Raw genomic sequence first — 26,218 nt, forward strand, 5'->3', positions numbered from 1 at the left:
TGAATGAGGGAGCGCGGTGGATGGACGAGTGCGGCGGTCGGACGGTGCGATGAAGTGTGCTCCGTGCGACCGCTGGGGGAGCGTGTCGGGCAGGGAGCGTGTCGGATGGGGAACGGGACGGGTGGGGGAGTGCAAGGAGCGAGGGAATGCGACGGGCGCCAAGGGCGGCCGCGCCGTGAATGCGCCGGTGGGGTGCCGGAGGGGCCCTGGGTGCAGTCCGGGCGGGCTGATCCGCGCCGCGCGGCGGAGTGTGGAACATGCGGTGGTGGAGAGCGCACTGTTCGGGGGAGTGCGGACGGCGCGGTGGCGTGCGCGCCGTGCGACGGTGGGCTGCGGGCTACCGTCGTGGGCGGCCGGCGCTCGGCGCAGGTTGGACTCGGCGCGGTGTGGTGTGGTGTGGTGCGGAACGATGCAGCGCAGCGCTGCGCAGTGCTGCGCAGTGCTGCGCAGTGCTGTGCTGTGCTGTGCCGTGCGTCCCGTGCTGAGCGGTCAGTCCAGCTGGGCGCGCTCGAGGCCCTCGCGCAGGTAGCGGAGCCGGCCGAGGAGCTGAGTGAGGGTGGCCGACTCAACTCCTGGGCGCTCGAAGACCTGCGCGTTGAGCGCATTGGTCGCCCGCTCGACGAGGGCGCGGCCCTCCGGCGTGATCGCCGCGAGCGTGGTGCGCCCGTCATTGGGGTGGGGCAGGCGCTCCACGAGCCCCGCCGCCTCGAGTCGGTCGACCGAGTTCGTCGTCGATGTGGCGTGGACCTGGAGGCGCTGGGTGACCTTGTTGAGCGGCAGCTCGCCGCGCTTCGTGAACGCCAGCAGCCGCAGCACCTCGTAGCGGGAGAAGGTCAGCCCGAGCGGCTTGAGCACGGCGTCGACCCGGGCGAGCAACAGCTGGTGGACGCGCATGACGGAGGTCACCAGCGTCATGCCGTCGGCGGCGTCCTCCCAGCCGTGCGCGATCCACTGCTTGCGCGACTCCTCAATGGGATCGGGCACTGCGGGCATGCGCTCTCCTGGCTGTTCGGGGCCGGCGGCCGGGCCGCCGCGCGGTGCCGCCAAGCGGTGGGCGGCGTGCGGCACAGTCTGCCTCACAGTCTACTGAGGCGACGGTTTCCGGGGCGCACGCCGCTGGGGCGGAGGCCATTGCGACGCCGCGACAGACGCGGGTGGCACAGGCGCCGACCGGTGGGGTGCCGGGCTGAGCGAGGACGCCGGGGGTGGCAAGGCGCATCGCGCTGAGCGAGGGGACTGCGCTGGTTGTGGGCACTGCGCTGGTTGAGAGTACTGGGCAGCTGAAGGGCGCCGGGCTGGTTGAGCGCACTGGGGTGCTGAAGGGGGCGGGGCTGTTGAAGCGCACTGGGCTGCTGGAAGGCACTGGGATGTTGAAGGGCGCTGGGCTACTGGAAGGCACTGGGCTGAGCGGGAGCGCAGAGCGTCGCGGGGGCAAGGCACCCTGGGCGGGACTGCGCCTGGGATTGCCGCACCGCAACGCAGCGCGCCGTAGCGGCCCGGTGCGGATCATGGGAGCATCGGGGCATGTGCGGACGCCTCAACCTCTCGCTCGATCCCGCGGACCTCGTGGACGAGCTCGACATCGCCCGCGACGGCTATCCGTACCGCGAGCGCTACAACGTGCCGCCGAGCGCGGTCATCCCGATCATCGCCGACCGCCCCGCGGAGTCGGGCGAGGTGAGCCGCCGCCTCGAGGCCGCCCGCTGGGGCCTGGTCCCCGGCTGGGCCAAGGACATCGGGATCGGCTCGCGGGCGTTCAATGCGCGCAGCGAGACGATCGCGGACAAGCCCATGTTCCGCACCGCCCTCGGTGCGCGCCGCTGCATCGTCCCGTGTGCCGGCTACTACGAGTGGGAGCGCACGGAGGCGGGCAAGCAGCCCTGGTTCATGCACCCGGAATCCGGTGACTGGCTGTTCATGGCCGGCGTCTTCGAGTTCCGCCGGGTCGATGCCGAGCTCGCCGACGGAACCGTGACGGGGGAGGACCCCGCGGTGCAGGACGGGTGGCTCGTCTCGGCGAGCATCATCACGGCCCCCGCGGCCGGCCACCTGACGCAGGTGCACGACCGCATGCCGGTCATGCTCGACCGTGCGGGAGTCGAGCGCTGGCTCGACCCGAGCCTCGCCAAGGAGGAGGCGGCCGCGGTCTTGGGTGCGGCGATCGCGGACTTCGATCCGACGATGGTCGCGCGCCGCCGCGTCGGGCAAGCGGTCGGGAAGGTCGGCAATGAGGGCCCGCAGCTGGTCGCGCCCGTGCCCGCTCCGTAGGACCGCGGCCCGGGCGTACACCACCGGGGTGCCCGGACAGGGCGCACCTCGAGCCGGTGTCCATGCCCTCAACGCCCCAGCGGTGCCCAAGGTCACACCGGCCGGGCTTGCGCGCTGACCTCGGGGCGCGTAGGTTGGTTCCTGTTGCTCGAAGCGGAAAACACCGAAGCGAGCGGGCTCCCGATCATGGATCGGATGCAGCCCCGTTTCCACTGGAACCGCAGCGGATGAGCAGCAGATCCGGAATCGGCCACGAGGCCGAGATCACAGTTCGCGTACTTGCTCCGCACACTGCATCGGGTCTAGAGTAGGAACCCTGCCGCAGCGCGGTAACCGAAGCTCACAGAGCATCCGGCCTGCGCACAGCGTCTGTTCTTTGAGAACTCAATAGCGTATTCGTACATACAAGTCTTTCTGCGATGCCAGTATTTTTGTTGTATTGGCTGGCAGAAGTATTTAGTTATTTGATTGACGTAACGGACACCCGGCTGCCTGCCCTTTGTGGTGGGTTGGTGGGGTGTTGTTCTTGTCAGTGATTCTTTTGTCGGCTGGGGTCTTTTTTGACTCGCACATTTTTTTGTGGAGAGTTTGATCCTGGCTCAGGACGAACGCTGGCGGCGTGCTTAACACATGCAAGTCGAACGCTGAAGCCTGGTGCTTGCACTGGGTGGATGAGTGGCGAACGGGTGAGTAACACGTGAGTAACCTGCCCCTGACTCTGGGATAAGCCCGGGAAACTGGGTCTAATACCGGATATGACGCGCTGCCGCATGGTGGTGTGTGGAAAGTTTTTTCGGTTGGGGATGGGCTCGCGGCCTATCAGCTTGTTGGTGGGGTGATGGCCTACCAAGGCGACGACGGGTAGCCGGCCTGAGAGGGCGACCGGCCACACTGGGACTGAGACACGGCCCAGACTCCTACGGGAGGCAGCAGTGGGGAATATTGCACAATGGGCGCAAGCCTGATGCAGCGACGCCGCGTGGGGGATGACGGCCTTCGGGTTGTAAACCTCTTTCAGTAGGGAACAAGCCCCTTCGGGGGTGAGGGTACCTGCAGAAGAAGTACCGGCTAACTACGTGCCAGCAGCCGCGGTAATACGTAGGGTACAAGCGTTGTCCGGAATTATTGGGCGTAAAGAGCTCGTAGGTGGTCTGTCGCGTCTGCTGTGGAAACGCATCGCTCAACGGTGCGCGTGCAGTGGGTACGGGCGGACTGGAGTGCAGTAGGGGAGTCTGGAATTCCTGGTGTAGCGGTGAAATGCGCAGATATCAGGAGGAACACCGGTGGCGAAGGCGGGACTCTGGGCTGTAACTGACGCTGAGGAGCGAAAGCATGGGGAGCGAACAGGATTAGATACCCTGGTAGTCCATGCCGTAAACGTTGGGCACTAGGTGTGGGGTCCATTCCACGGATTCCGTGCCGTAGCTAACGCATTAAGTGCCCCGCCTGGGGAGTACGGCCGCAAGGCTAAAACTCAAAGGAATTGACGGGGGCCCGCACAAGCGGCGGAGCATGCGGATTAATTCGATGCAACGCGAAGAACCTTACCAAGGCTTGACATGCACTGGACCGGATCAGAGATGGTTCTTCCCTTTGTGGCCGGTGCACAGGTGGTGCATGGTTGTCGTCAGCTCGTGTCGTGAGATGTTGGGTTAAGTCCCGCAACGAGCGCAACCCTCGTTCTATGTTGCCAGCACGTGATGGTGGGAACTCATAGGAGACTGCCGGGGTCAACTCGGAGGAAGGTGGGGATGACGTCAAATCATCATGCCCTTTATGTCTTGGGCTTCACGCATGCTACAATGGTCGGTACAGAGGGTTGCGATGCCGTGAGGCGGAGCGAATCCCATAAAGCCGGCCTCAGTTCGGATCGTAGTCTGCAACTCGACTACGTGAAGTCGGAGTCGCTAGTAATCGCAGATCAGCAACGCTGCGGTGAATACGTTCCCGGGCCTTGTACACACCGCCCGTCAAGTCACGAAAGTCGGTAACACCCGAAGCCGGTGGCCCAACACTTTGTGGGGGAGCCGTCGAAGGTGGGACTGGTGATTGGGACTAAGTCGTAACAAGGTAGCCGTACCGGAAGGTGCGGCTGGATCACCTCCTTTCTAAGGAGCTGTCACTGATAGCCGCGCGCGGCCTGCCCCTCTTTGTGGGGTGGGTGTTGGTGTGTGGTGGTGGCGCCGTCTGCTCGCCCGTTCGTGGTGGGGGCGGTTGCTCATGGGTGGAACGTCGTAGGAGGCGCCCTTTTTGTGGGGGGTGTGTGTGCGCTGCTGGTCGTGGATGGCTGGTGGCGTGTGCTGCTGTGTGTGTGCGGATGCGCTGTTGGGTCCTGGGAGAACAGGCCCCCCTTGTTGTGTGGGGGTGTGTTGTCCGGGATGCCGCCGCCTGGCGCGGGGCTGGCCTGTGGCTGGTTCTTGTGTGGGTGTGTGGTGGTTGTGTGGTTTGTCAATAGTGGACGCGAGCATCTGGATGTCGCGCGTGTGTGCCCCCTGTCGTGTGGTGGTGCTGCCCTGTGTTTGCGGGGTGGTTCTGCTGTCGGGTGGGTGTGGGCGTGGCGGCATTCTGTGATTTTGTTGTTGTAAGTGTTTCTTGTGTTATCCGACTCGCTGCCCCCTTGTTTTGTGTGGGGTGGTGGTGAGTGTACAAGGGCGCATGGTGGATGCCTTGGCATCAGGAGCCGATGAAGGACGTGGCAACCTGCGATAAGCCTCGGGGAGTTGGTAAGCGAACGGTGATCCGAGGGTGTCCGAATGGGGAAACCCGGCTGTGTGTTGTGCGCAGTCACCCGTGTCTGAATGTATAGGGCATGTGGAGGGAACGTGGGGAAGTGAAACATCTCAGTACCCATAGGAGAAGAAAATAAGAATGATTCCGTGAGTAGTGGCGAGCGAAAGCGGAGGAGCCTAAACCGTGTGTGTGTCAAGCGTGTCGGCGTTGCATGTGCGGTGTTGTGGGGCTGCTTGTGGGGATTCGGCATGGTCCCCGCGTGGGTGCGTGTGCGTAGTCGAATGATCTGGGAAGGTCGACCGGAGTGGGTGAGAGTCCCGTAGGCGAAACGTGTGCGTGCTGCGTTGAGTGGTTCCCGAGTAGGACGGGACTCGTGTAATCCCGTGTGAATCTGCCAGGACCACCTGGTAAGGCTGAATACTTCCTGATGACCGATAGCGGATCAGTACCGTGAGGGAATGGTGAAAAGTACCCCGGGAGGGGAGTGAAAGAGTACCTGAAACCGTGTGCCTACAATCCGTCAGAGCCTCCTTTGTTGGGGTGATGGCGTGCCTTTTGAAGAATGAGCCTGCGAGTTAGTGGTGCGTGGCGAGGTTAACCCGTGTGGGGGAGCCGTAGCGAAAGCGAGTCCGAAGAGGGCGTTTGAGTCGCGTGTCCTAGACCCGAAGCGGAGTGATCTAGCCATGGGCAGGGTGAAGCGTCGGTAAGACGTCGTGGAGGCCCGAACCCACTTCAGTTGAAAATGGAGGGGATGACCTGTGGTTAGGGGTGAAAGGCCAATCAAACTCTGTGATAGCTGGTTCTCCCCGAAATGCATTTAGGTGCAGCGTTGCGTGGTTCTTGCTGGAGGTAGAGCTACTGGATGGCTGATGGGCCCCACCGGGTTACTGACGTCAACCAAACTCCGAATGCCGGTAAGTGTCAGCGTGGCAGTGAGACTGCGGGGGATAAGCTTCGTAGTCGAGAGGGAAACAGCCCAGACCATCAACTAAGGCCCCTAAGCGTGTGCTCAGTGGGAAAGGATGTGGAGTTGCGAAGACAACCAGGAGGTTGGCTTAGAAGCAGCCATCCTTGAAAGAGTGCGTAATAGCTCACTGGTCAAGTGATTCTGCGCCGATAATGTAGCGGGGCTTAAGCACACCGCCGAAGTTGTGGCAGCGCCATGTATAGCCCTAACGGGTGTGGTGCTGGGTAGGGGAGCGTCGTGTGGCCGGTGAAGTCGTCGAGTGATCGAGCGGTGGAGGCTATGCGAGTGAGAATGCAGGCATGAGTAGCGAATGACGGGTGGGAAACCCGTCCGCCGGATGACCAAGGGTTCCAGGGCTAGGCTAATCCGCCCTGGGTAAGTCGGGACCTAAGGCGAGGCCGACAGGCGTAGTCGATGGACAACGGGTTGATATTCCCGTACCGGCGAAGAACCGTCCGTACCGAGGCGTGTGAGACTAACCGCCCAAGCCTCCACCGGGGACTCTTTGAGTTCTTGTGTGGGTGGTGATGGTGGGACCTGAGCGCGTAGTAGGTAAGCGTATTAACAGGTGTGACGCAGGAAGGTAGTCGGGCCCAGCGATGGTTGTCTGGGTCTAAGGCTGTAGGGTGTCCGGTTGGCAAATCCGCCGGGCGTGAGCCTGAGAGCTGATGGGCGCCCCATTTTGTGGGGTGATCCGATGATCCTATGCTGCCGAGAAAAGCATCGGCGTGAGGTTCGAGCCGCCCGTACCCCAAACCGACTCAGGTGGTCAGGTAGAGAATACTGAGGCGATCGAGAGAATCGTGGTTAAGGAACTCGGCAAAATGCCCCCGTAACTTCGGGAGAAGGGGGGCCGCCCCCGTGAAGCCGCCTTTGCGTGGTGATGTGTGGGTGGTGGCCGCAGAGACCAGAGAGAAGCGACTGTTTACTAAAAACACAGGTCCGTGCGAAGTCGTAAGACGATGTATACGGACTGACGCCTGCCCGGTGCTGGAAGGTTAAGAGGACCTGTTAAACACCTTTGGGTGTTGAAGCGGAGAATTTAAGCCCCAGTAAACGGCGGTGGTAACTATAACCATCCTAAGGTAGCGAAATTCCTTGTCGGGTAAGTTCCGACCTGCACGAATGGCGTAACGACTTCTCTGCTGTCTCAACCGCGAACTCGGCGAAATTGCATTACGAGTAAAGATGCTCGTTACGCGCAGCAGGACGGAAAGACCCCGAGACCTTCACTATAGTTTGGTATTGGTGTTCGGTGTGGCTTGTGTAGGATAGGTGGGAGACGTTGATGCGGCATCGCTAGGTGTTGTGGAGTCGTTGTTGAAATACCACTCTGGCCATTCTGGATTCCTTAACTTCGGACCCTGATCGGGTTCAGGGACAGTGCCTGATGGGTAGTTTAACTGGGGCGGTTGCCTCCTAAAGAGTAACGGAGGCGCCCAAAGGTTCCCTCAGCCTGGTTGGCAATCAGGTGTCGAGTGTAAGTGCACAAGGGAGCTTGACTGTGAGACGGACGTGTCGAGCAGGAGCGAAAGCTGGGACTAGTGACCCGGCCGTGGATTGTGGAATCGCGGTCGCTCAACGGATAAAAGGTACCTCGGGGATAACAGGCTGATCTTGCCCAAGAGTCCATATCGACGGCATGGTTTGGCACCTCGATGTCGGCTCGTCGCATCCTGGGGCTGGAGTCGGTCCCAAGGGTTGGGCTGTTCGCCCATTAAAGCGGTACGCGAGCTGGGTTTAGAACGTCGTGAGACAGTTCGGTCCCTATCCGCTGCGTGCGTATGAAATCTGAGAAGGGCTGTCCTTAGTACGAGAGGACCGGGACGGACGAACCTCTGGTGTGCCAGTTGTACCGCCAGGTGCATGGCTGGTTGGCTACGTTCGGGATGGATAACCGCTGAAAGCATCTAAGTGGGAAGCCGGCTTCGAGATGAGATTTCGTTATTAGGTGCCCTAGAGATGATGGGGTTGATAGGCCAGATGTGGGAGCCCTGTGAGGGGTGGAGCTGACTGGTACTAATACGCCGATCACTCACCCATTACGTGCCTTCGCGCACTGTGACTGTTGCCCTGTTGTGGGGTGGTGGTTGTGGTGTGGGGGTTGCGGGTCGGGTAACACGAGTAAACACGTTTCGACTGTCATGGTTGGTGTTCGCGTCCACTGTTTTGGCATTGCCGTATCCCGGTGTGCTCCCTTGTTTGCTGCCTGTTGTGGTGGTGTGGGGGTGTCCCGTGTTTTTGCGGTGGTGAGAGTGTTGGGGAAACGCCCGGTTCCATTCCGAACCCGGAAGCTAAGCCTGATCACGCCGATGGTACTGCACCCGAGGGGGTGTGGGAGAGTAGGTCGCCGCCGCAATCCTCTTCGATTGGGGGGTCTTGTCGCTGCACAGCAGCGACAAGACCCCCCTTCTTTTTTGCCCCCGGGTGTTTCCTTTGCGCTCGGGGGTTGCTGGCGTGTGCGCCCGGCCCGGGGCATGCTTGCCCGCTCGGGTGGGCCTGTGACTGTCCGGGATGGTGGTCGTGCGTGTGCCAGGCCTGCCGGTTCAGGCGGTGTGTGGGGGCGGCCCTCCGACGACACGAGGACGAGTTCGGCCTGCGCCCGCGCGAACCCCTAGTAGCTAGCAGCGGTGCGGTCCAGGGGCAGCGAAGGGGCCCAGGAACCGCCGCTTAGCGGTTCCTGGGCCCCTTCGCTGCGTGCTCGGACGGGCAGCGGGCGCGCCCGTTACTTCGCGGCGTGCTCGCGGATGAGGTGCTCGTTCGTGAACTCGCGCAGCGCCCACTGCGCGTTCTCGCGCCCGTACCCGGAGCGGTTGATGCCGCCGAACGGGAACTCGGGGCTCGACTCCATGTGCGAGTTGACGAAGCTCATCCCCGCGTTGATCTTCGCTGCGAACTCGGCGCCCTTCTCCGGGTCGTCGGTCCACACGGAGCTCATGAGACCGTAGTCCGTGTCGTTGGCCAGGCGCAGCGCGTCGTCGGCGTCTTTGGCCTTGTAGATCATGACTGCCGGCCCGAACAGCTCGTTGCATCCCAGATCCGACTGCGGATCGATGTCGGTGAGCACGGCCGGCGACATGAACCAGCCGTTGCGGTCGAGCTTCTCACCGCCGGTGTGCAGGGTGGCGCCGTCCGCCACGGCCTGCTGGATGCGCTCGACTGTCTCATCGCGCGCATCCTCCGAGGACATGGGCCCCATGCCGACGTCGGGATCGTCGTAGTCGCTGACCTTCGTGGCCTCGACGGCCTTGACCGCCTCGGCGACGAACTCGTCGTAGAGGTCTTCCACGACGATCATGCGCTTGGGCGAGGTGCACACCTGGCCGGCGTTCGACAGGCGCAGCTGCACCGCCTGCTTGGCAAGCGCCGGCACGTCCGCGGAATCGAGGACGACGAACGGGTCGTTGCCGCCGAGCTCCAGGACGGATCGCTTGAGGTACTTCGCGGCGATCCCCGCGACCGAGGCGCCCGCGCCCTCCGAGCCCGTGAGGGAGAAGCCCTTGACGCGGAAGTCCTTGAGGACCTCCTCCGCGTCCGAGCTGTTGAGGTAGAGGTTCTGGTAGACGCCCTTGGGCAGGCCGGCCTCCTCGAGCATGTCCGCGAACAGCTGCGAGGACTCCGGGCAGATCGAGGCCTGCTTCATGAGGATCGCATTGCCCACCATGAGGTTGGGCAGCACGAAGCGGGCGATCTGGTTGTACGGGAAGTTCCAGGGCATGATCCCCAGGAGCACGCCCAGCGGGTCGTGGCGCACGTAGCTGCGCTCCGCACCCGCGGCCGGCAGCTGCGTGGGCTCGAGGTACATGTGGGCGTGATCGGCGAACCAGCGCGCGGTGCGCGCCACCTTCTGCGCCTCGGCCACGCCCTGGGCCTTGGGCTTGCCCATCTCGCGGCCGATGACGTCGGCCATGGCCTCCGCGCGCTCGTCGACGAGCTCCCCGAACGCGCGCAGCACCCTGCCGCGCTCGGTCAGGCTCGTCTCCCGCCAGCTGAGGAACGCCTCGTGCGCGCGGTCGATGTAGCCGGGGATCTCGTCCTTCGTCACGGACGGGAATTCCTTCTCGACCTTGCCGGTGTTGGCGTTGGTCACTGCGAACTTGCTCATGGGCGTCCTCTCGCTTGAGACATCGTGTCACCCACCACAACACGTCAGCGCGCCTTGGTATTTCTGCTCACCGCCATGCGGACAGCCCGGGGGCGGCCACGCGTGCAGTGGCACCTCGGCCGGGCGCAGACGGCTTGCTCAGCCGACGGTGCCGTAGCCGTCGCCCCAGCGCACCAGCGGGCGCCTGCCGGGCTGCGCGCCGCAGGCGAGCACGCGCCCGGCGAGCAGCGTGTGCGTCGCGATCTCGATGCGCTGGTCGATGGCGATCTCGAAGTGCGCGGCGCAGCCCGCGAGGTGCGGCGGACCGGCCTCACCGGGCACGAGCTCGATGCCGTCGAGCAGGCCGTACGACGGCTGGCCCGGGGTGCCCAGCCACTGGGCGATGCCCTTCTGGTCCGCGGCCAGCACGCTGAGTGTGAACGCCCGCGCAGAATCGAGGGCCTCCATCATCCGCGAGCCCGAGTACACGGCGACCGCCATGGTGGGCGGGTCGTAGGACACATCGAGCGCCGAGCCGACCGTGATCGCGGTGAGCCGCCCGCCGGCACCGGCCGGCCTCCCGGCGAGCAGGGCGCAGGTGCCGCTGGGCAGCGCTGCGGCCGCGCTGCGGTACGCATCGGCGAAGCCGGGCCGGGCAGGGGGCTGCGCCGGGGGAGGCGATGCGGGAGGCTCCGAGGTGGACACGCGACCATTCTAGGAGTCCTACAATGGTGGGCATGTCCGAAACCATTCCGAGCACCGGCGGTGCCGCGACCATCGAGCGCGAGCAGCAGGAGCAGCTCGTCGAGCCCGGCGACCACGAGCGGTTCTCCCACTACGCGCCCAAGGCCAAGATCATGGAGGCGATGGTGACGGGAACGCCCATCGTCGCCCTCTGCGGCAAGGTCTGGGTGCCCACCCGCGATCCCGAGCGCTTCCCCGTCTGCCCGGCCTGCAGGGAGATCTTCGAGACCATGCCGGAAGGACCCCAGGAGTAGATGACCGGCCCGCAACGGGTCCCCGGCACCTCCGCTGCAGAGCACCTTCCCCCCGCCTTCCCCGAGCGCGCCGCCTGGGGCACCGCCGGCAAGCTGCGCGCCTGGCAGGCCGAGGCCCTCGAACAGTACTTCCGCACCGAGCCGCGCGACTTCCTGGCGGTCGCCACCCCCGGGGCGGGCAAGACCACCTTCGCGCTGCGCCTGGCCGCCGAGCTGCTGGCCGAGCGCAAGGTCGACCGGATCACGGTCGTCGCCCCCACCGAGCACCTCAAGGTCCAGTGGGCCGACGCGGCGGCGCGCGTGGGAATCCGCGTCGATCCCTACTTCAAGAACAGCCAGGGCCGCCACGGCGCCGGCTACCACGGCGTCGCCGTGACCTACGCGCAGGTCGCCGCGAAGCCCGTGCTCCACCACAACCGCACGCAGGCCGCGCGCACCCTCGTCATCCTCGACGAGATCCACCACGCGGGCGACGCCCTGTCCTGGGGTGACGCGGTGCGCGAGGCCTTCGCCCCGGCCGCGCGGCGCCTGGCGCTCACGGGCACCCCCTTCCGGTCCGACACCTCCGCGATCCCGTTCGTCGTCTACGAGCCCGACGACGAGGGCATCCGGACCTCCCAGGCCGACTACTCGTACGGCTACTCGCGCGCGCTGGGCGACGGGGTGGTGCGCCCCGTCATCTTCATGACGTACTCGGGGCAGATGCGCTGGAAGACGAAGACCGGCGATGTCATGGAGACGGTGCTCGGCGCCGAGGCGACCAAGGACATCCACGCCCAGGCCTGGCGCACCGCGCTGGACCCGCGCGGCGAGTGGATCCCCGCGGTCCTGCGGGCCGCGGACATCCGCCTCACCGAGGTCCGGCGCACGGTGCCCGATGCCGGCGGCCTCGTCATCGCCACCGACCAGGAGACGGCGCGGGCGTATGCCAAGCAGCTGCGGGAGATCACCGGCGAGCAGGTCACGGTCGTGCTCTCCGACGAGGCCGGGGCCGGCAAGCGCATCGAGGAGTTCCAGGAGTCCCAGCGGCGCTGGATGGTCGCCGTGCGGATGGTCTCGGAGGGCGTGGACGTGCCCCGCCTGGCCGTGGGCGTCTACGCGACCTCGGCCTCGACGCCCCTGTTCTTCGCCCAGGCGGTGGGCCGCTTCGTGCGCGCCCGCAAGCGGGGCGAGACCGCGTCCGTCTTCCTGCCCAGCGTGCCGATCCTCCTCGCCCTGGCCAACTCCCTCGAGGCCGAGCGCGACCACGCCCTCGACCGCAAGCCCGATCCCGACGACGAGGGCATCATCGCCCTCGACGACGACGCCCTGGCCCGCGCGAACGAGTCCGAATCCGCCTCCTCCGCGCTCGACGACGGCGCATTCGAGGCGCTGAGGGCGGAGGCCTCGTTCGACCGCGTCCTCTTCGACGGCGGCGAGTTCGGCGCCGGGGGAGCGGTGGGCTCGGACGACGAGCTCGACTTCATCGGCCTGCCCGGCCTCCTCGAGCCGGATCAGGTGGCACAGCTGCTGCGCTCGCGGCAGGCCGAGCAGACCAAGCGCAAGGGCACCGCGAGCGGGGTCGCCCCGCCGCGCGCGGACGCCGCGGAGCTCGAGCACCGGGCGCTCAAGGAGGAGCGCACGAAGCTCCAGTCCATGGTGGGCGCGTGGGCCCGGCGCACGGGCCAGAAGCACGGCGCGATTCACGTGGAGCTGCGCCGCGCCTGCGGCGGCCCCGCCGTGGCGCAGGCCAGCCGCGCGCAGATCCAGGAGCGGATCGCGACCCTGCAGAAGTGGTTCGTCGGGCGCAGCTGAGATCCCGCCCCGGGGCGCGCCTCAGGCGCGGTAGTACACCGTGGGAATGGCGGGCTCGCCGTCCTGCAGGCGGTGGGCCGAGCGCGGCAGCTCGGCCATCGACTCGTCGTGGCGCGCCCGGGCGCGCTTGACCCCGGGCGGCCCCGTGAGCGCATCGTCGACCTCGCCGTCGACCACGAGGTCGATGGTGAGCGGCCGGCCATCGGAGACATCGGCGGGCAGCGCGGGGATGCCGATGGCCTCCTCGGTCGCCACCCCGTGGTCCACCGTGCGCACGGCCTCCTTGAAGCCCCCGCGCGAGGCCTTGCCCTTCGAGGCCTTCTGCACCGCGGTCCACTCGCCGGAGTCGTCGACGTGGGCGACGAGCTTGTAGACGAGATTGGCGGTGGGCGCCCCGGAGCCGGTCACAAGGCGCGTGCCCACGCCGTAGGAGTCCACCGGTGCGGCCGCCAGGCCGGCCACCGCGTACTCGTCGAGGTCGCTCGTCACCGTGATCTTCGTGTTCCGGGCGCCGAGCTCGTCGAGGCGGGCGCGCACCTCCGCCGCCTGGATGCCGAGGTCGCCGGAGTCGATGCGCACACCGCCGAGCTCCGGTCCTGCGACCTCGATGGCCGTCGTGAGCGCGCGGTCGACGTCGTAGGTGTCGAGCAGCAGCGTGGTGCCCGTGCCCAGGGCCGCGACCTGGGCGGCGAACGCCTCGCGCTCGGTGTCGTGCAGCAGCGTGAACGCGTGGGCCGACGTGCCGATCGTGTGCAGGCCCCAGCGGCGGCCGGCCGCGAGGTTCGACGTCGAGGCGAACCCAGCGATGTAGGCCGCGCGGGCGGCGGCGACCGCGGCGTCCTCCTGCGTGCGCCGCGAGCCCATGTCCGCGCACGGGCGCTCGCCCGCCGCCGTGGCGATCCGCGAGGCCGCAGCGGCGATCGCGGAATCGTGGTTGAGCATCGACAGCAGGAGCGTCTCGAGCACGACGGCCTGCGCGAACGGCGCCTGGACCGTCACGAGCGGCGAGCCGGGGAAGTAGACCTCACCCTCCGCGTACCCGCGGATCGTGCCGGTGAAGCGGTAGTCGGCCAGCCAGTCCAGTGTGTCCTCGTCGACGATGCCGCGCTCGCGCAGGAAGCCCAGCTCCTCGGCGCCGAAGCGGAAGGCGGCCAGCGCCTCGAGGAAGCGGCCGGTGCCGGCGAGCACGCCGTAGCGCCGGCCCGCCGGGAGGCTGCGGCCGAAGGCCTCGAACAGGCACATCCGCTCGGCGGCCTTCGAGTGGAGTGCGGCCTGGAGCATCGTGAGCTCGTACTGGTCGGTGAGCAGGGCGCTCGAGGGCCCTGTGAGATCACTCATACGGCCGATCCTATTGCACGCCCGTCCCACGGTCGTGCCAGGTCCATCCCTTACAGTGAGACGGTGACTTCCGCATCGTCCGGCTCCCAGGCCACCCTGGATCCCGACCTCACCGTGGAGGCGGCGCAGGTGCCGTCCGCGCCGTGGGTGACGATCGTCTTCAACGACCCCGTCAACCTCATGAGCTACGTCACCTACGTCTTCCGCAGCTACTTCGGCTACTCCCGCGAGCGGGCGGAGAAGCTCATGCGCGAGGTCCACGAGGCCGGCCGCTCGACGGTCGCCCGCGGCAGCCGCGAGGAGATGGAGCGCGATACGCAGGCGATGCACGGCTTCGGCCTGTGGGCCTCGTGCCAGCCCGCGGACGGGGGCGGGGCATGAAGATCACCGCCGCGCGCCGCGCCTTCGCCGCCGTGGACGTCGACGACATGGAGCGCCGCCTGCTCATGCGCCTCTTCGCCGACACGGCGGCGCTTCTCGTCGCCGAGGACGGCGGCGCCGATGACGAGCCCGGCACCCAGGGCGGCGGGGCGCACGACGAGGAGGCCGCGCGCCTCGAGCGCCTCGTAGGGCTGGCCAGCGGCGAGCGCCCCGAGGACCCCGCCGTGCTGCGCCTGCTGCCCGATGCCGCGCCGGATGACCCGGAGCGCGCCGCGGAGTTCCGCCGGCTCACCGAGCGCGATCTGCGCGAGGGCAAGCTCGCCAACCTCCGCATCGCCCTGCACGGGCTGGCGGGCACCGGCCGCATCGAGCTCACGGAGGAGGAGGCGCGCGCCTGGCTCACGGCGCTCACCGACGTCCGCCTCGTCATCGCCACCCGCCTCGAGCTCGTCTCCGACGACGACCTCGAGCGCCTCTACGACCGCGGCGACGACCTCGACGACAACACCGCCGCGATGGTCTCCGTCTACGACTTCCTCACCTGGGCCCAGGAGCGCCTGAGCGAGATCATGCTCGACGCGCTCGATGCCCGGCCCTCCGGCGGCGGGCCCGCCTGATGCGCCTGACCGCCATCGGCACCTCGGGCTCGTTCCCCGGACCCGCATCCGCCGCCAGCTGCTACCTCGTCGAGCACGCCGAGGCCGGCCGCACCTGGCGCATCGTCCTCGACCTGGGCTCGGGGGCACTGGGCCCGCTCCAGACCGTGTGCGCGGTGGGCGAGATCGACGCGGTGGTGCTCAGCCACCTCCACCCCGACCACTGCCTCGACATCACCGGACTCTACGTTGCCCGCAGCTACGACCCGGCCCGCCCCGCGGGCAGCGCGATCCCGCGCATCCCCGTGTGGGCGCCGGCCGACGCGGCCGAGCGGCTGAGCGCGGCCTACCACACGGAGGCCGGCCGCAGCCCCGTCGCCTCCGAGTACCACGCCACGGACTTGGGCTCCGTCTTCGACTTCCACGAGCTGGGCCCCCGCGCGGCGTTCTCGATCGGCCCGCTCGCCTTCACCGCCCACCTCGTCGATCACCCCGTCGAGGCGTACGCCCTGCGGATCGGCGCGCCCGACGGCGCCGTGCTCGCCTATTCGGGCGACAGCGACGAGTGCGCCGAGCTCACCGCGGCCGCGGCCGGCGCCGCGCTCTTCCTGTGCGAGGCCGCCTTCGAAGAGGACCGCGACACCGTGCGCGGAATCCACCTGACCGGCCGCCGGGCCGGGCGCACCGCGCGCGCGGCCGGCGCGCAGGCGCTCGTCCTCACCCACGTGCCCCCGTGGACGCGGGCGCAGACCGTGGCGGCCGAGGCCGCAGCGGAGTTCTCGGGCCCCATCGAGATCGCCGCGCCCGCCGCGGCTTGGGACCTCTGAGCCCGCCGCCCACCGGCCCGAGCCCACCCGCATCCCCACCGCGAGCCCGACACCGACTTCCACCCCCGACCGACGCCAACCCCAGCCGACCCCCGATCAGCGAAGCAGCGAGGCAGGACATGAGCAGAGCAGACAACCGCGCGGCCGATGAGCTGCGCCCGGTGCGGATCACCCGCAACTGGCTCGACCACGCCGAGGGCAGCGTCCTCGTCGAGTTCGGCCGCACCCGCGTGCTGTGCGCGGCGTCCCTGACCGAGGGCGTGCCGCGCTGGCTCAAGGGCCAGGGCACCGGCTGGGCGACCGCCGAATACGCGATGCTGCCCCGGGCGACGAACACCCGCAGCCCCCGCGAGTCCGTCAAGGGCAAGATCGGCGGGCGCACCCATGAGATCTCCCGCCTCATCGGCCGCTCGCTGCGCGCGGTGGTGGACACCAAGGCGCTGGGGGAGAACACGCTCCAGCTCGACTGCGACGTCCTCCAGGCCGACGGCGGCACGCGCACCGCGGCCATCACCGGCGCCTACGTCGCAATGGCCGATGCCCTGGCCACGGGGCGCGAGCGCGGGTGGATCGCCAAGCGCGCCCAGCCGCTGCGCGACTCCGTGGCCGCCGTGAGCGTCGGCATCATCGACGGCACCCCCGTCCTCGACCTGCCCTACGAGGAGGACTCCCGCGCGGAGACGGACATGAACGTCGTCATGACCGGCTCCGGGGCCTTCGTCGAGGTGCAGGGCACGGCGGAGGGCGCCCCCTTCGACCGCGCCGAGCTCGACGCCCTCCTCGACCTGGCCGCCGGCGGCTGCCGCGACCTCGCGCAGCTGCAGGCCGCCGCGCTCGCCGAGACCGCCGACACCGCCCCGGCAGGCCGGTAGCGGTGGAGCTCACCCGCGCGGTGCTCGCCACCCGCAACGAGGGCAAGCGGGTCGAACTCGAGGCGATCCTCGCCGAGATCCTCGGCACGGCCGAGGTCGTGACCGCCGGCGCGCTCGGCCTGCCCGATGTGCGCGAGACCGAGGTGACGTTCGAGGGCAACGCGCTGCTCAAGGCGCGCGCCGCCGCCCGGGCCAGCGGCCTGCCGGCCATCGCCGACGACTCCGGCCTCGCGGTCGCGGTGATGGGCGGCGCGCCCGGCTTCCTCTCCGCCCGCTGGTCCGGCGCCCACGGTGACGACCGGCGCAACCTCGAGCTGCTGCTCGCCCAGCTGGCCGACGTGCCGCCGGCCCACCGCGGTGCGGCGTTCGTCTGCGCGGCCGCCTACGCCGATCCCAGTGGGCGCGAGCTCGTGGCCCACGGCCGGATGGAGGGCGCGATCGCGACGGCCCCGGCCGGGGAGAACGGCTTCGGCTACGACCCCGTCTTCCTCGTCGCCGGGATGGACGCGACCGCCGCGCAGCTGAGCCCCGCGGAGAAGAACGCCCGGTCCCACCGCCGGCGGGCCTTCGAGGGGCTGGCCCGGCTCATCGCGCGGGCGTGAGCCCGGCCCGGCCTGCCGGGTGCTCGACGTCACACCCCTGGTGAGACCTCCGTTACACTGAGCGGACATCCGGCCCGCCCGCCCGTGGGCGAGGCCGCCGGTCCCACGAGGAGAGCCCCCATGCGAGTTCGCCGCGCCGCCGCCATCGCCGTTGCCGCCGCCCTGGCGCTCACCGCCTCCGGGTGCAGCGCGGGCGCGGGGAAGTCCGGCTCGGACGAGGACAAGCAGGAGATCACGGTCGCCCAGACCGCCGAGCCCGCGAACCTCGACTTCACGTCGACCTCGGGCGCGGCGATCGGTCAGGCCCTCATGGAGAACGTCTACCAGTCGCTCGTGCGCGTGGGCGACGACGGCAGGCTCGAGCCGGCGCTGGCGAAGTCGTGGGAGGTCTCCGCCGACCGCAGGACCTACACGTTCGCCCTCCAGGACGGCGCCACCTTCTCCAACGGCCACCCGGTCACCGCGCAGGACGTCAAGTCCTCCTACGACCGCGTCGCGAAGTGGAAGAACCCCCTGAAGGCCAAGATGGCCGACGTGGATTCGGTGACCGCGAAGGACGAGCGCACCGTCGTCATCGCGCTGCACAGGCCGTCGAACCGCTGGCTGTTCGACCTCGCCTCGATCGTGGGCGCCGTCTTCGACGACCGGGCCCACGACGACCTCGCGAACACCGCGGTGGGCTCCGGGCCCTTCACGATCGAGAAGTACGCGCGCGGGCAGGAGATCGACTTCGCGGCCCGCGACGACTACTGGGGGGACAAGCCCCACGCGCGCAAGGTCGTCTTCCGCTACTTCAAGGACTCCGTGGCCGCGGCCAACGCGCTCAAGTCCGGCGACGTCGACGTGCTGGGCAACCTCCAGGCGCCCGAGCTGTTCAAGGACTTCGAGTCCGACACGAGCGCCTACCAGGTCATCGAGGGCACCTCCAACGGCGAGGTGGTGCTCTCCATGAACAACGCGCAGGGCATCTTCAAGGACAAGCGGGCCCGCGAGGCCGTCATGTACGCCGTGGACCGCAAGGCCGTCCTCGACACCGCCTGGGGCGGCCACGGCACGCTGATCGGCGGCATGGTCCCGCCCACCGATCCCTACTACGAGGACCTCACCGGAGTGTGGCCCCACGATGCCGCGAAGGCCAAGCGGCTCGTGGAGGAGGCGGGCCTGAGCGGCAAGGAGTTCGCCTTCACGGTGCCCAACCTGCCCTACGCCACTGCGATCGCCAACATCGTGACCTCGCAGCTGGCCGACGCGGGGCTCAAGGCCAAGGTCGAGACCCAGGAGTTCCCCGCCGTGTGGCTGGACAAGACGTTCACCAAGCACGCCTACGACATGTCCGTCGTCAACCACGTCGAGGCGCGCGACATCCTCACCGTCTTCGGCAAGGGCTACTACACGGGCTACGACTCCGCGCGCATCGACGCCCAGGCCAAGGCCGCCGACGAGGGCACCGAAGCGCAGTACGCGGCGGGCATGAAGAAGGTCGCGCGCACGATCACCGAGGACGCGGCAGCGGACTTCCTGTTCCTCTTCCCCAACCTCGTCGTCGCGAAGGCGGGCGTCACCGGCATCCAGCGCAACCAGGTCTCCGATGCGTTCCCCATCGCCGGCCTGGGCTGGAGCTGAGCCCGCACCGCCATGCCGGGCTTCCTCCTCAACCGCGCGCTGCAGTACCTGCTGACCGCGGCCGCGGCCTCCGTCATCGTCTTCGCGCTCATGCAGCTGCTGCCCGGCAGCGCCGCGCAGGTGGCCCTGGGCACCGAGGCCACGCCGGAGGCGGTGCGCGCGCTCGAGGCTCAGTACGGGCTCGACCGCCCGTGGCCCGTGCGCTACTTCGAGTGGGTCGGGGGCATGCTGCACCGGGACTTCGGCACCTCCTACGTCACGGGCGCCCCCATCGCCCCGGTGATCGCCAACGGCATCCAGGTCACGCTCATCGTCGTCATCGCCTCGATCGCCGTGGCGCTCGCCCTCGCCGTGCCGCTGGGCGCGCTCGCCGCCCTCTACCGCTCCCGTCCGCTGGGCGCCGTGATCGGCGCGGCCTCCCAGGTGGGCATCGCGGTGCCGAGCTTCCTCGCCGGCATCCTGCTCGTCATGGTCTTCGCGCTGGGCCTGCGCGTCCTGCCCGCCAGCGGGTGGGCGGCCCCCATCGAGGGGCTGGGCGCGTTCGCCTCGCACCTCGTGCTGCCCGTGACGGCGCTCGCCCTCGTCCAGGCGGCGATCCTCACCCGCTACGTCCGCTCCGCCGTGCTCGAGGTCATGGGCCGGGACTTCCTGCGCACCGCGCGCGCCGCCGGGCGCACCCGCACCGGGGCCCTCGTGCGCCACGGGCTGCGCTCGGCGGCCATCCCCGTCGTCACGGTCGCGGGCGTCCAGCTCGCGGCGCTGCTCGTGGGGGCCGTCGTCGTCGAGCAGGTCTTCGTGCTGCCGGGCATCGGCTCGGAGCTCGTGCGCGCGGTGTCCAACCGCGACCTCGTGACGGTCCAGGGCATCGTCATGGTCCTCGTGCTCGCCGTCCTCGTCCTCAACTTCATCGTCGATCTCCTCTACCCGGTCATCGACCCGCGCGTGAGGAGGGGAGCATGAGCTCCGTGCCCGCCGAACCGGCCGAGCCCGCCGTGGCCGAGCCCGCCGCGCCCGCAGGCGCGGCCGGCCCGCCCGCGCTGCGGCGCCGGCGCGCCGAGGCGAGCCTCGTCATCGGCGCCTGCCTCGTGGGCCTCGTCGTCGTCCTGGCGCTCGTCTCGTTCGCCTGGACCCCCTACGAGGCGGGCCGGGCCGTGCCCGCCGATCGGCTGGCCGGCGCCTCGGCGGCTCACCCGTTCGGCACGGACCAGTACGGCCGCGACACCCTCACCTGGGTGATGTGCGGCGCCCGGATCGCGCTGGCCGTGGGCGTCGTCTCCGTGGCGATCGCCCTGCTCATCGGGGTGCCGCTGGGCGTCTTCGCGGGCATGACCCGCCGCGGCTGGCTGGGCGCGCTCGTCATGCGCGGCAACGACCTGCTGCTCGCATTCCCCGCCCTGCTGCTCGCGATCGTCTTCTCCGCCGTCTTCGGGCCGGGCACGGGCCCGGCCATGGCCGCGGTGGGCATCGCCTCGATCCCCGGGTTCGCCCGCGTCGCCCGGGCGGGCACGCTGCAGGTGATGAGCAGCGAGTACGTGCTGGCCGCGCGCGCGGCCAACCGCCGGCCGCCGGCCATCGCGCTGGCCCACGTGCTGCCCAACATCGGCGGCATGATCATCGTGCAGGCCTCCGTCTCCTTCGCCCTGGCGATCCTCGCCGAGGCGGGGCTGTCCTTCCTGGGGCTCGGCACCCAGCCGCCCACCCCCTCGTGGGGCCGCATGCTGCAGGACTCCCAGCAGTTCCTGGGCAGCCGGCCCGAGCTCGCGCTCTGGCCGGGCCTCTTCATCGCGCTGGCGGTGCTGGGCTTCAACCTGCTGGGCGACGGGCTGCGCGACCGCCTCGATCCCACGCTGCGGGGGCGCTCATGAGCGCCCCGCTGCTGCGCGTCGCCTCGCTGCGCGTGCACGCCGGGCCCGCGGAGCTCGTGCGAGGGGTGTCGTTCGCAGTTGCCCCGGGGGAGCGCGTGGGCCTCATCGGCGAGTCCGGGTCCGGCAAGTCGCTCACGGCCGCCGCGCTCATGGGCCTGCTGCCCGAGGGCCTGCGCGCCACCGGCGACGTCGAACTGGCCGGGGTGCGCGGCAACGTCCTCACACGCGGCGAGCGCGAGCTCGCGCGGGTACGAGGGCGCGCCGCGGGCATGGTCTTCCAGGAGCCCATGAGCGCCCTCGACCCGCTCATGCGCGTGGGCGTGCAGATCGCCGAGGCCCTCGTGCTCCACGGCGCGCAGCGCGCGGCGGCCCGCGCCCGCGCAGTGGAGGCGCTCGCCGAGGTGGGGCTGCCGGACCCGGCTGCGGCCGCGGCCGCGTATCCCCACCAGCTCTCCGGCGGCCAGCGCCAGCGCGTCGTGCTCGCCATCGCGCTGGCCAACGAGCCGCGCCTGCTCATCTGCGATGAGCCCACCACCGCCCTCGACGTCACGGTCCAGGCCCAGGTGCTCGAGCTCATCCGCACCGCCGCGGCCCGGCCGGGCTCCGGGCTGCTCTTCATCACCCACGACCTGGCCGTCGTGGCCGAGGTGTGCACGCGGGTGCTCGTCATGCACGCCGGCGAGGTCGTCGAGGAGGGCCCGGTGGGCCGGGTGCTCACGGCTCCCGCCCACCCCTACACGCGGGGGCTGCTCGCGGCCTCGGACCTGCGCGCCGTCGACGAGCGCGGCCGGCTGTTCACGATGGCCACCGCGCCCGCCTACCCCGCCGGGGGCGCGGCGGCGGGCGGTGCCGAGGGCACTGCTGCGCGCTGCGGTGGGGGCGCTGCGACTGGCGATGCCGGGGGCACTGGGGTGCGCGGCGGTGGGCCGGAGACGGCGCAGGAGGCCGGGCCTGAGGCGGTGCACGAGGCCGGAACGGAGGCGGCGCCGGCGCCCGTGCCCGGGGCGGTCGCCGGGCCGGCGTCCGTGCCGTCAGCGAAGCCAACCACCGAGCAGTCGACCGGATCGTCGTCCGTGCTGGCATCCGAGCTCGCATCCGGGACCGTGGCCGGGACCGCAGCCGAGACCGGACCGGCGGCGCAGGACAGCCCGGCCCGCACCTCGGGCGCGGGGGAGGGGACGGTCGCCGCCATCGAGGTGCGCGGGCTGGCCAAGGCGTATCGGCGCACGGGCCGCGGGATCCTGTCCCGCGGCTCCGAGGTCACGGCGCTGGCGGGGGTGAGCTTCTGTGTGGCCGCGGGCGCCCGGTTCGGCATCGTCGGGGAGTCCGGCTCCGGGAAGTCCACGCTGCTGCGTATCCTCGCCGGCCTCGAGCCGGCCTCCGGTGGCACGGCCACGGTGTCCGGGGTCGACGTCGTGGGCGCCGGAGAGCCTGCGCTGCGGCGGATGCGCGAGGACGTCCAGGTCGTCTTCCAGGACCCGTTCGCCTCCCTCGACCCCCGCATGCGCGCTGCCGACATCGTCGCCGAGCCGCTGCTGGCCCAGGGGCTCTCAACCGCCGAGCGCCGCGAGCGCGCCGCGCGCGCCCTCAGCGACGTGGGCCTGAGCGCGGCGGACGGACAGCGCTACCCGCACCAGTTCTCCGGCGGCCAGCGCCAGCGCATCTCGATCGCGCGCGCCCTCGCCGTGCGCCCCCGCATCCTGCTGGCCGACGAGCCGGTCTCCGCGCTCGACGTGTCCGTGCGCGCCCAGGTGCTCAACCTGCTCACCGACCTCGCCGACCGCTACGGGCTCACGCTCGTCTTCATCTCACATGATCTGGGGGTCGTGCGCCATCTGTGCCGCGATGTCATTGTGATGCAGGGCGGTCGGATCGTCGAGGCCGGCACGGTCGACGACGTCTACGAGCGCCCCCAGCACCCGTACACCGCGGGGCTTGTCGCGGCGACCCCGGATCTGGCCCGGGCGCTCGCGCGGACCCGCTGAGAGGAGACCACCGTGGAGCCCACCCAGACGCTCGCCGACCTGTCCGCCGACCAGCTGCGCGAGGGGTATGAGGCGGGCCGCTTCGAGCCCGGCGAGGTGCTCGCGGCGGTGGGCGAGCGGATCGCGGCCTGCGAGCCCACGATCAACGCGCTGTGGGACGAGTCGGTGGCGGCCGCCCGCCCGGCCGCCGAGGCCTCGGCGGCCCGCTGGCGCGCCGGCCACCCGCTCAGCCGGCTCGACGGGGTCCCGGTCACCCTCAAGGAGAACATCGCGCGCGCCGGGGTCGCGATGCCGGCCGGACACGCCGCCGGCGATCCCCAGCCCGAGGCGCAGGACGCGCCGATCGCGCAGCGCATGGCCGAGGCGGGCGCGCTCGTCGTGGGCTCCACCGTCATGCCCGACTGGGGGATGCTGTCCTCCGGCGTCTCCTCCCGCCACGGCATCACCCGCTCGCCGCTCGATCCCGCCCTCACCACCGGCGGCTCGTCCGCGGGGGCGGGCGCGGCCGCGGCGGCCGGCTACGGCCCCATCCACATCGGCTCGGACATCGGCGGCTCGATCCGGCTGCCGGGGACCTGGCTGGGCCTCGCGACGCTCAAGCCCAGCTTCGGACGGGTGCCCCTCTCCGCGCCCTACCTGGGCCGCTGCGCCGGCCCGCTCGCGCGCACCGTGGGGGACCTCGTCGCCGCGATGGACATCATCGGCCGGCCCGACGTGCGCGACTACTCGCAGCTGCCGCCGCTGACCGGCGGCTACGGCGCGGACTTCGACCCGGTGGGCGCGCGCATCGCCGTGCACACCGATGCCGGCTGCGGCAGCCCCGTGGACCCGGAGGTCGCCGCCGCCGTCGACGCCGCCGCCGAGCGCTTCGCCGCGGCGGGCGCGCAGGTCACGCGCATCGACCCCTTCATGGACGAGGAGCTGCTGGCCGATGTCGACCGCTTCTGGCGCGTGCGCTCGTGGGCCGACCTGCGGGCGCTGCCCGTGGCCGAGCGGGAGAAGATCCTGCCCTATGTGCGCCAGTGGTGCATCCGCGGCTCCGACATCAGCGGAGTCGAGGTGCTGCGCTGCTATCACAGCATCCAGCGGATGCGGCAGGCCACCGTCGCAGCGACGGCCGCCTACGACCTCGTGCTCTCGCCCGTGGCGCCCACCGCCGCGTTCCCCGCCGAGTGGCCCATGCCGTTCAACGATCCGGACCTGCCCATGCTCCACGTGGGCTTCACGGTGCCCTACAACATGTCCGAGCAGCCGGCGGCGACGGTCCTGGCCGGCTACACGGGCGACGGCCGCACGATCGGCGTGCAGCTCGCGGGGCCGCGCTTCGCGGACCCGCAGGTGCTCGCGGCGGCCGCGTGGTTCGAGGCCGATGCCGCGCTGCCGGCCGCCCGCCGCACCGTCGGCACGGCGGGGTGAGCCCCGGCCCCGCGGGCCGGGCCCCCGGCGCTACTTGTTGGCGCCGAAGAACTCGACGTCGAGCTTGTCGCCGCTGATCTTCACCGAGCCGCCCAGCGTGCGCGAGGAGCTGCCCGACCACTTGTCCTTGCCGGCCTTCTTCGAGTCGGCCTTGAAACTGAAGGACAGCGGCTTCGAGGTGGAGAACGATCCGCTGGTGCCCGTCGTGTCGAGGTAGGTGGAGAGCTTCGGCAGCTTCGCGACCTTCCACGTCACGCCGTTCTTCGGCACGTCGTCGCCCACGGTGACCCCGCCCGACGAGGTCTTCGAGTCGATGAAGAACGGGCAGCCCTTGGGCGCGAGGCCCTTCTGCTTCGCACAGGCGCTCAGCTTCGACTCGACGGCCTTCTTCACCGCGGGGGCGAATGCCTTGGAGGCCTTCGCGCTGACGGTGAGCTGGGCGGCCTCGCTGCCGCCGTCGGCGCCCTGGGCGAAGCCCACCGTCGCCGCGTCCTTGCCCGCGCCGACGAACGTGGAGCCCTTCGTCTGCAACTCGTAGGAGCCCGGGTAGACGGCGTAGCTCACGCGGTCGCCCGAGGCGTCGAACTGCTCGCCGTTGACGGTGGCGGCACCGCCGCCCGTGGGCGCGGAGACGACGACCGTCTGCAGGACGGGCCCGTCGAGCTTCCACTTGTCGAAGAAGAGGCCCTCCTTGCCGTCCTTGTGGGCGGCCATGTCCATGCTGTACTCCTGCGTGCCCACCATGTAGGTCGTGGAGATAGTGGCGTCGTCGCCGTTGATCTTCGTGTCCGTGACCTGCGGCTGGCTCATCTTCTCCTGCGCGGCGCCGTAGTACCGCTCCTCGAGCAGCGCCTCGTTCGTGCCCTCGGGCACCTGGGGCTGCGCGATGCCCGCCGCGCCCTCGACGTCACCGTCGGCGAGCTTGGTCAGGTAGTCCTGGGCGAGCCTGTCCGGCCCGTGGCCGCTGCGGTTGAGCGAGCCGACGACGATCGCGCCGATCGCGCCGAGCAGGACCACGAGGCCCACCGCGATGAGCGTGATGAGCAGGGGGCGGCGGCTGCGCTTGGCGGGCCGGCCCGGTGCCCCGGGGCCGGGGCGGTGGCCCGGGGCCGGGGCCGGCTGGGGGACGGCCGCGGCGGTGTGCGCACCCGTGCCGGGGGCAGGGGCGGGCTGGGGGACCGGTGCCTGGCGCTGGGTGGGCGGCTCCGCACCGGGCTGGGCGGGGGTGCCAAACGGCTGCTGGCCGCCCGACTGGGGGGCCGCGCCGTGCGGCTCCTGGGGGCGCACGCCGGCACCGGGCCTGCCGAGGGGCTGGCCGGGGGCCGGCGGTGCGGCTGCGCCGGGCGGCTGCACCGGGAAGGCGTCTGCTGGGGTCTCGCCCCCGGGTGCCTGCGGCGCGTCCACGGGCGGCGCGTCCCAGCGCTGCGTGGGGTATTCCTCGGGGGCAGCCGCGGGGGGCTGCTGACCGGCGGGCGCCGCGGGGGCACCGGGGCCGGTGCCTGTGCCGGCGGCTGTGCCGGGCGCGTAGGCGGGGGGTTCCGGCGCGCGCTCGGGCTGGGCCGTGGGCTGCTCGCCGCCGTCGGCGCGCGGGGGCTCGGCCGGAGCGCCGGCCGGGCCGTGCGCACTCGGCGCGGGCCGCGCCGAGGAGCCGCCCAGCGTGGGGGTCGGCGGCTGGGCGGGGCGCGCGGGGAACTGGGGGGCGGCGGCCTCCGGGGCTGCCCCGCCTGCCGCGCCGGCTGCGGGGCCCGTGCCGGATTCGCCGTCGTGCGGCTCCCCGGGCGGAGGAGGAGTGGGAGGAGTGCCGGCGCTCATCAGGGTGCGGTCCTTCGGTTCGACGGTCTGGGCCAGGTCAAAACTACCATGATAGCCCGA

At 70.0% G+C, this 26,218-nt stretch carries 18 protein-coding genes and 3 rRNA genes; 16 read left to right on the forward strand and 5 right to left on the reverse strand.

Translation table 11 applies throughout. The features are described 5' to 3' along the window. Positions 1 to 489: 489 nt before the first annotated feature. Complete coding sequence (locus BRM1_RS13655) at positions 490 to 993, reverse strand: MarR family winged helix-turn-helix transcriptional regulator (RefSeq protein WP_268526672.1); 504 nt, start codon at positions 991 to 993, stop codon at positions 490 to 492. A 531-nt stretch (positions 994 to 1,524) separates the two neighbouring features. Here BRM1_RS13655 and BRM1_RS13660 point away from each other — a divergent pair. From BRM1_RS13660 to rrf, 4 genes are all read left to right on the forward strand, one after another. After that, entirely contained in the window at positions 1,525 to 2,268 is a 744-nt protein-coding gene (locus BRM1_RS13660) for an SOS response-associated peptidase (RefSeq protein ID WP_160952197.1), read from the forward strand. 576 nt (positions 2,269 to 2,844) lie between these two features. Further along, positions 2,845 to 4,376: ribosomal RNA gene (locus BRM1_RS13665) — 16S ribosomal RNA — on the forward strand. Positions 4,377 to 4,903: 527 nt separating this feature from the next. Continuing rightward, positions 4,904 to 8,008 (forward strand): 23S ribosomal RNA (locus BRM1_RS13670). A gap of 199 nt (positions 8,009 to 8,207) precedes the next feature. Continuing rightward, a 5S ribosomal RNA gene (gene rrf, locus BRM1_RS13675) occupies positions 8,208 to 8,324 on the forward strand. The 16S, 23S and 5S rRNA genes sit together here, the layout of an rRNA operon. A gap of 366 nt (positions 8,325 to 8,690) precedes the next feature. Here rrf and BRM1_RS13680 read toward each other — a convergent pair. Then, a complete protein-coding gene (locus BRM1_RS13680) occupies positions 8,691 to 10,070 on the reverse strand; it encodes an NAD-dependent succinate-semialdehyde dehydrogenase (RefSeq protein ID WP_160954042.1) in 1,380 nt (459 codons plus the stop codon). A gap of 138 nt (positions 10,071 to 10,208) precedes the next feature. After that, the gene (locus BRM1_RS13685; protein WP_268526677.1) at positions 10,209 to 10,754 is read right to left on the reverse strand and encodes a flavin reductase family protein; all 546 of its coding nucleotides are present in this window, start codon (positions 10,752 to 10,754) and stop codon (positions 10,209 to 10,211) included. A gap of 32 nt (positions 10,755 to 10,786) precedes the next feature. Between BRM1_RS13685 and BRM1_RS13690 the strand changes: the two genes are divergently transcribed. Beyond that, on the forward strand, positions 10,787 to 11,047 hold the full coding sequence (locus tag BRM1_RS13690) for a DUF3039 domain-containing protein (RefSeq protein WP_160954040.1): 261 nt from the start codon (positions 10,787 to 10,789) through the stop codon (positions 11,045 to 11,047). Next, entirely contained in the window at positions 11,048 to 12,841 is a 1,794-nt protein-coding gene (locus tag BRM1_RS13695; RefSeq protein WP_160954039.1) for a DEAD/DEAH box helicase, read from the forward strand. A gap of 21 nt (positions 12,842 to 12,862) precedes the next feature. Here BRM1_RS13695 and BRM1_RS13700 read toward each other — a convergent pair whose 3' ends face one another. Then, a complete protein-coding gene (locus tag BRM1_RS13700; RefSeq protein ID WP_160954038.1) occupies positions 12,863 to 14,179 on the reverse strand; it encodes a nicotinate phosphoribosyltransferase in 1,317 nt (438 codons plus the stop codon). A gap of 96 nt (positions 14,180 to 14,275) precedes the next feature. Between BRM1_RS13700 and clpS the strand changes: the two genes are divergently transcribed. From clpS to BRM1_RS13750, 10 genes are all read left to right on the forward strand, one after another. Continuing rightward, the gene (gene clpS, locus BRM1_RS13705) at positions 14,276 to 14,560 is read left to right on the forward strand and encodes an ATP-dependent Clp protease adapter ClpS (protein ID WP_268529875.1); all 285 of its coding nucleotides are present in this window, start codon (positions 14,276 to 14,278) and stop codon (positions 14,558 to 14,560) included. Further along, positions 14,557 to 15,177 (forward strand): DUF2017 domain-containing protein, encoded by a 621-nt coding sequence (locus BRM1_RS13710; RefSeq protein ID WP_160954036.1) that lies wholly within the window; start codon positions 14,557 to 14,559, stop codon positions 15,175 to 15,177. The genes clpS and BRM1_RS13710 overlap by 4 nt, the downstream gene beginning before the upstream one ends. Then, positions 15,177 to 15,983: an MBL fold metallo-hydrolase gene (locus BRM1_RS13715; RefSeq protein WP_268526680.1), complete on the forward strand. Its 807-nt coding sequence runs from the start codon at positions 15,177 to 15,179 to the stop codon at positions 15,981 to 15,983. The genes BRM1_RS13710 and BRM1_RS13715 overlap by 1 nt, the downstream gene beginning before the upstream one ends. A gap of 119 nt (positions 15,984 to 16,102) precedes the next feature. Continuing rightward, positions 16,103 to 16,855: a ribonuclease PH gene (gene rph / locus BRM1_RS13720; protein ID WP_268526683.1), complete on the forward strand. Its 753-nt coding sequence runs from the start codon at positions 16,103 to 16,105 to the stop codon at positions 16,853 to 16,855. Positions 16,856 to 16,857: 2 nt separating this feature from the next. Further along, on the forward strand, positions 16,858 to 17,457 hold the full coding sequence (gene rdgB, locus BRM1_RS13725) for an RdgB/HAM1 family non-canonical purine NTP pyrophosphatase (protein ID WP_268526686.1): 600 nt from the start codon (positions 16,858 to 16,860) through the stop codon (positions 17,455 to 17,457). Positions 17,458 to 17,577: 120 nt separating this feature from the next. Continuing rightward, entirely contained in the window at positions 17,578 to 19,080 is a 1,503-nt protein-coding gene (locus BRM1_RS13730) for an ABC transporter substrate-binding protein (protein WP_268526688.1), read from the forward strand. 12 nt (positions 19,081 to 19,092) lie between these two features. After that, a complete protein-coding gene (locus BRM1_RS13735) occupies positions 19,093 to 20,040 on the forward strand; it encodes an ABC transporter permease (RefSeq protein WP_268526690.1) in 948 nt (315 codons plus the stop codon). Next, on the forward strand, positions 20,037 to 20,945 hold the full coding sequence (locus BRM1_RS13740) for an ABC transporter permease (protein ID WP_160954030.1): 909 nt from the start codon (positions 20,037 to 20,039) through the stop codon (positions 20,943 to 20,945). The genes BRM1_RS13735 and BRM1_RS13740 overlap by 4 nt, the downstream gene beginning before the upstream one ends. After that, complete coding sequence (locus BRM1_RS13745) at positions 20,942 to 22,930, forward strand: dipeptide ABC transporter ATP-binding protein (protein ID WP_268526693.1); 1,989 nt, start codon at positions 20,942 to 20,944, stop codon at positions 22,928 to 22,930. Before BRM1_RS13740 ends, BRM1_RS13745 begins: the two co-directional genes overlap by 4 nt. A 12-nt stretch (positions 22,931 to 22,942) precedes the next feature. Further along, positions 22,943 to 24,346 carry an amidase gene (locus tag BRM1_RS13750; RefSeq protein WP_268526695.1) on the forward strand — a complete coding sequence of 468 codons (1,404 nt, stop codon included), beginning with the start codon at positions 22,943 to 22,945 and terminating at the stop codon, positions 24,344 to 24,346. A 30-nt stretch (positions 24,347 to 24,376) separates the two neighbouring features. On the opposite strand, the gene BRM1_RS13755 is transcribed toward BRM1_RS13750, so the two are convergent. After that, on the reverse strand, positions 24,377 to 26,158 hold the full coding sequence (locus tag BRM1_RS13755; protein WP_268526696.1) for a hypothetical protein: 1,782 nt from the start codon (positions 26,156 to 26,158) through the stop codon (positions 24,377 to 24,379). Positions 26,159 to 26,218: the final 60 nt, after the last annotated feature.

This window comes from Brevibacterium sp. BRM-1 (assembly GCF_026802075.1).
Taxonomy (GTDB): Bacteria; Actinomycetota; Actinomycetes; order Actinomycetales; family Brevibacteriaceae; genus Brevibacterium; species Brevibacterium rongguiense.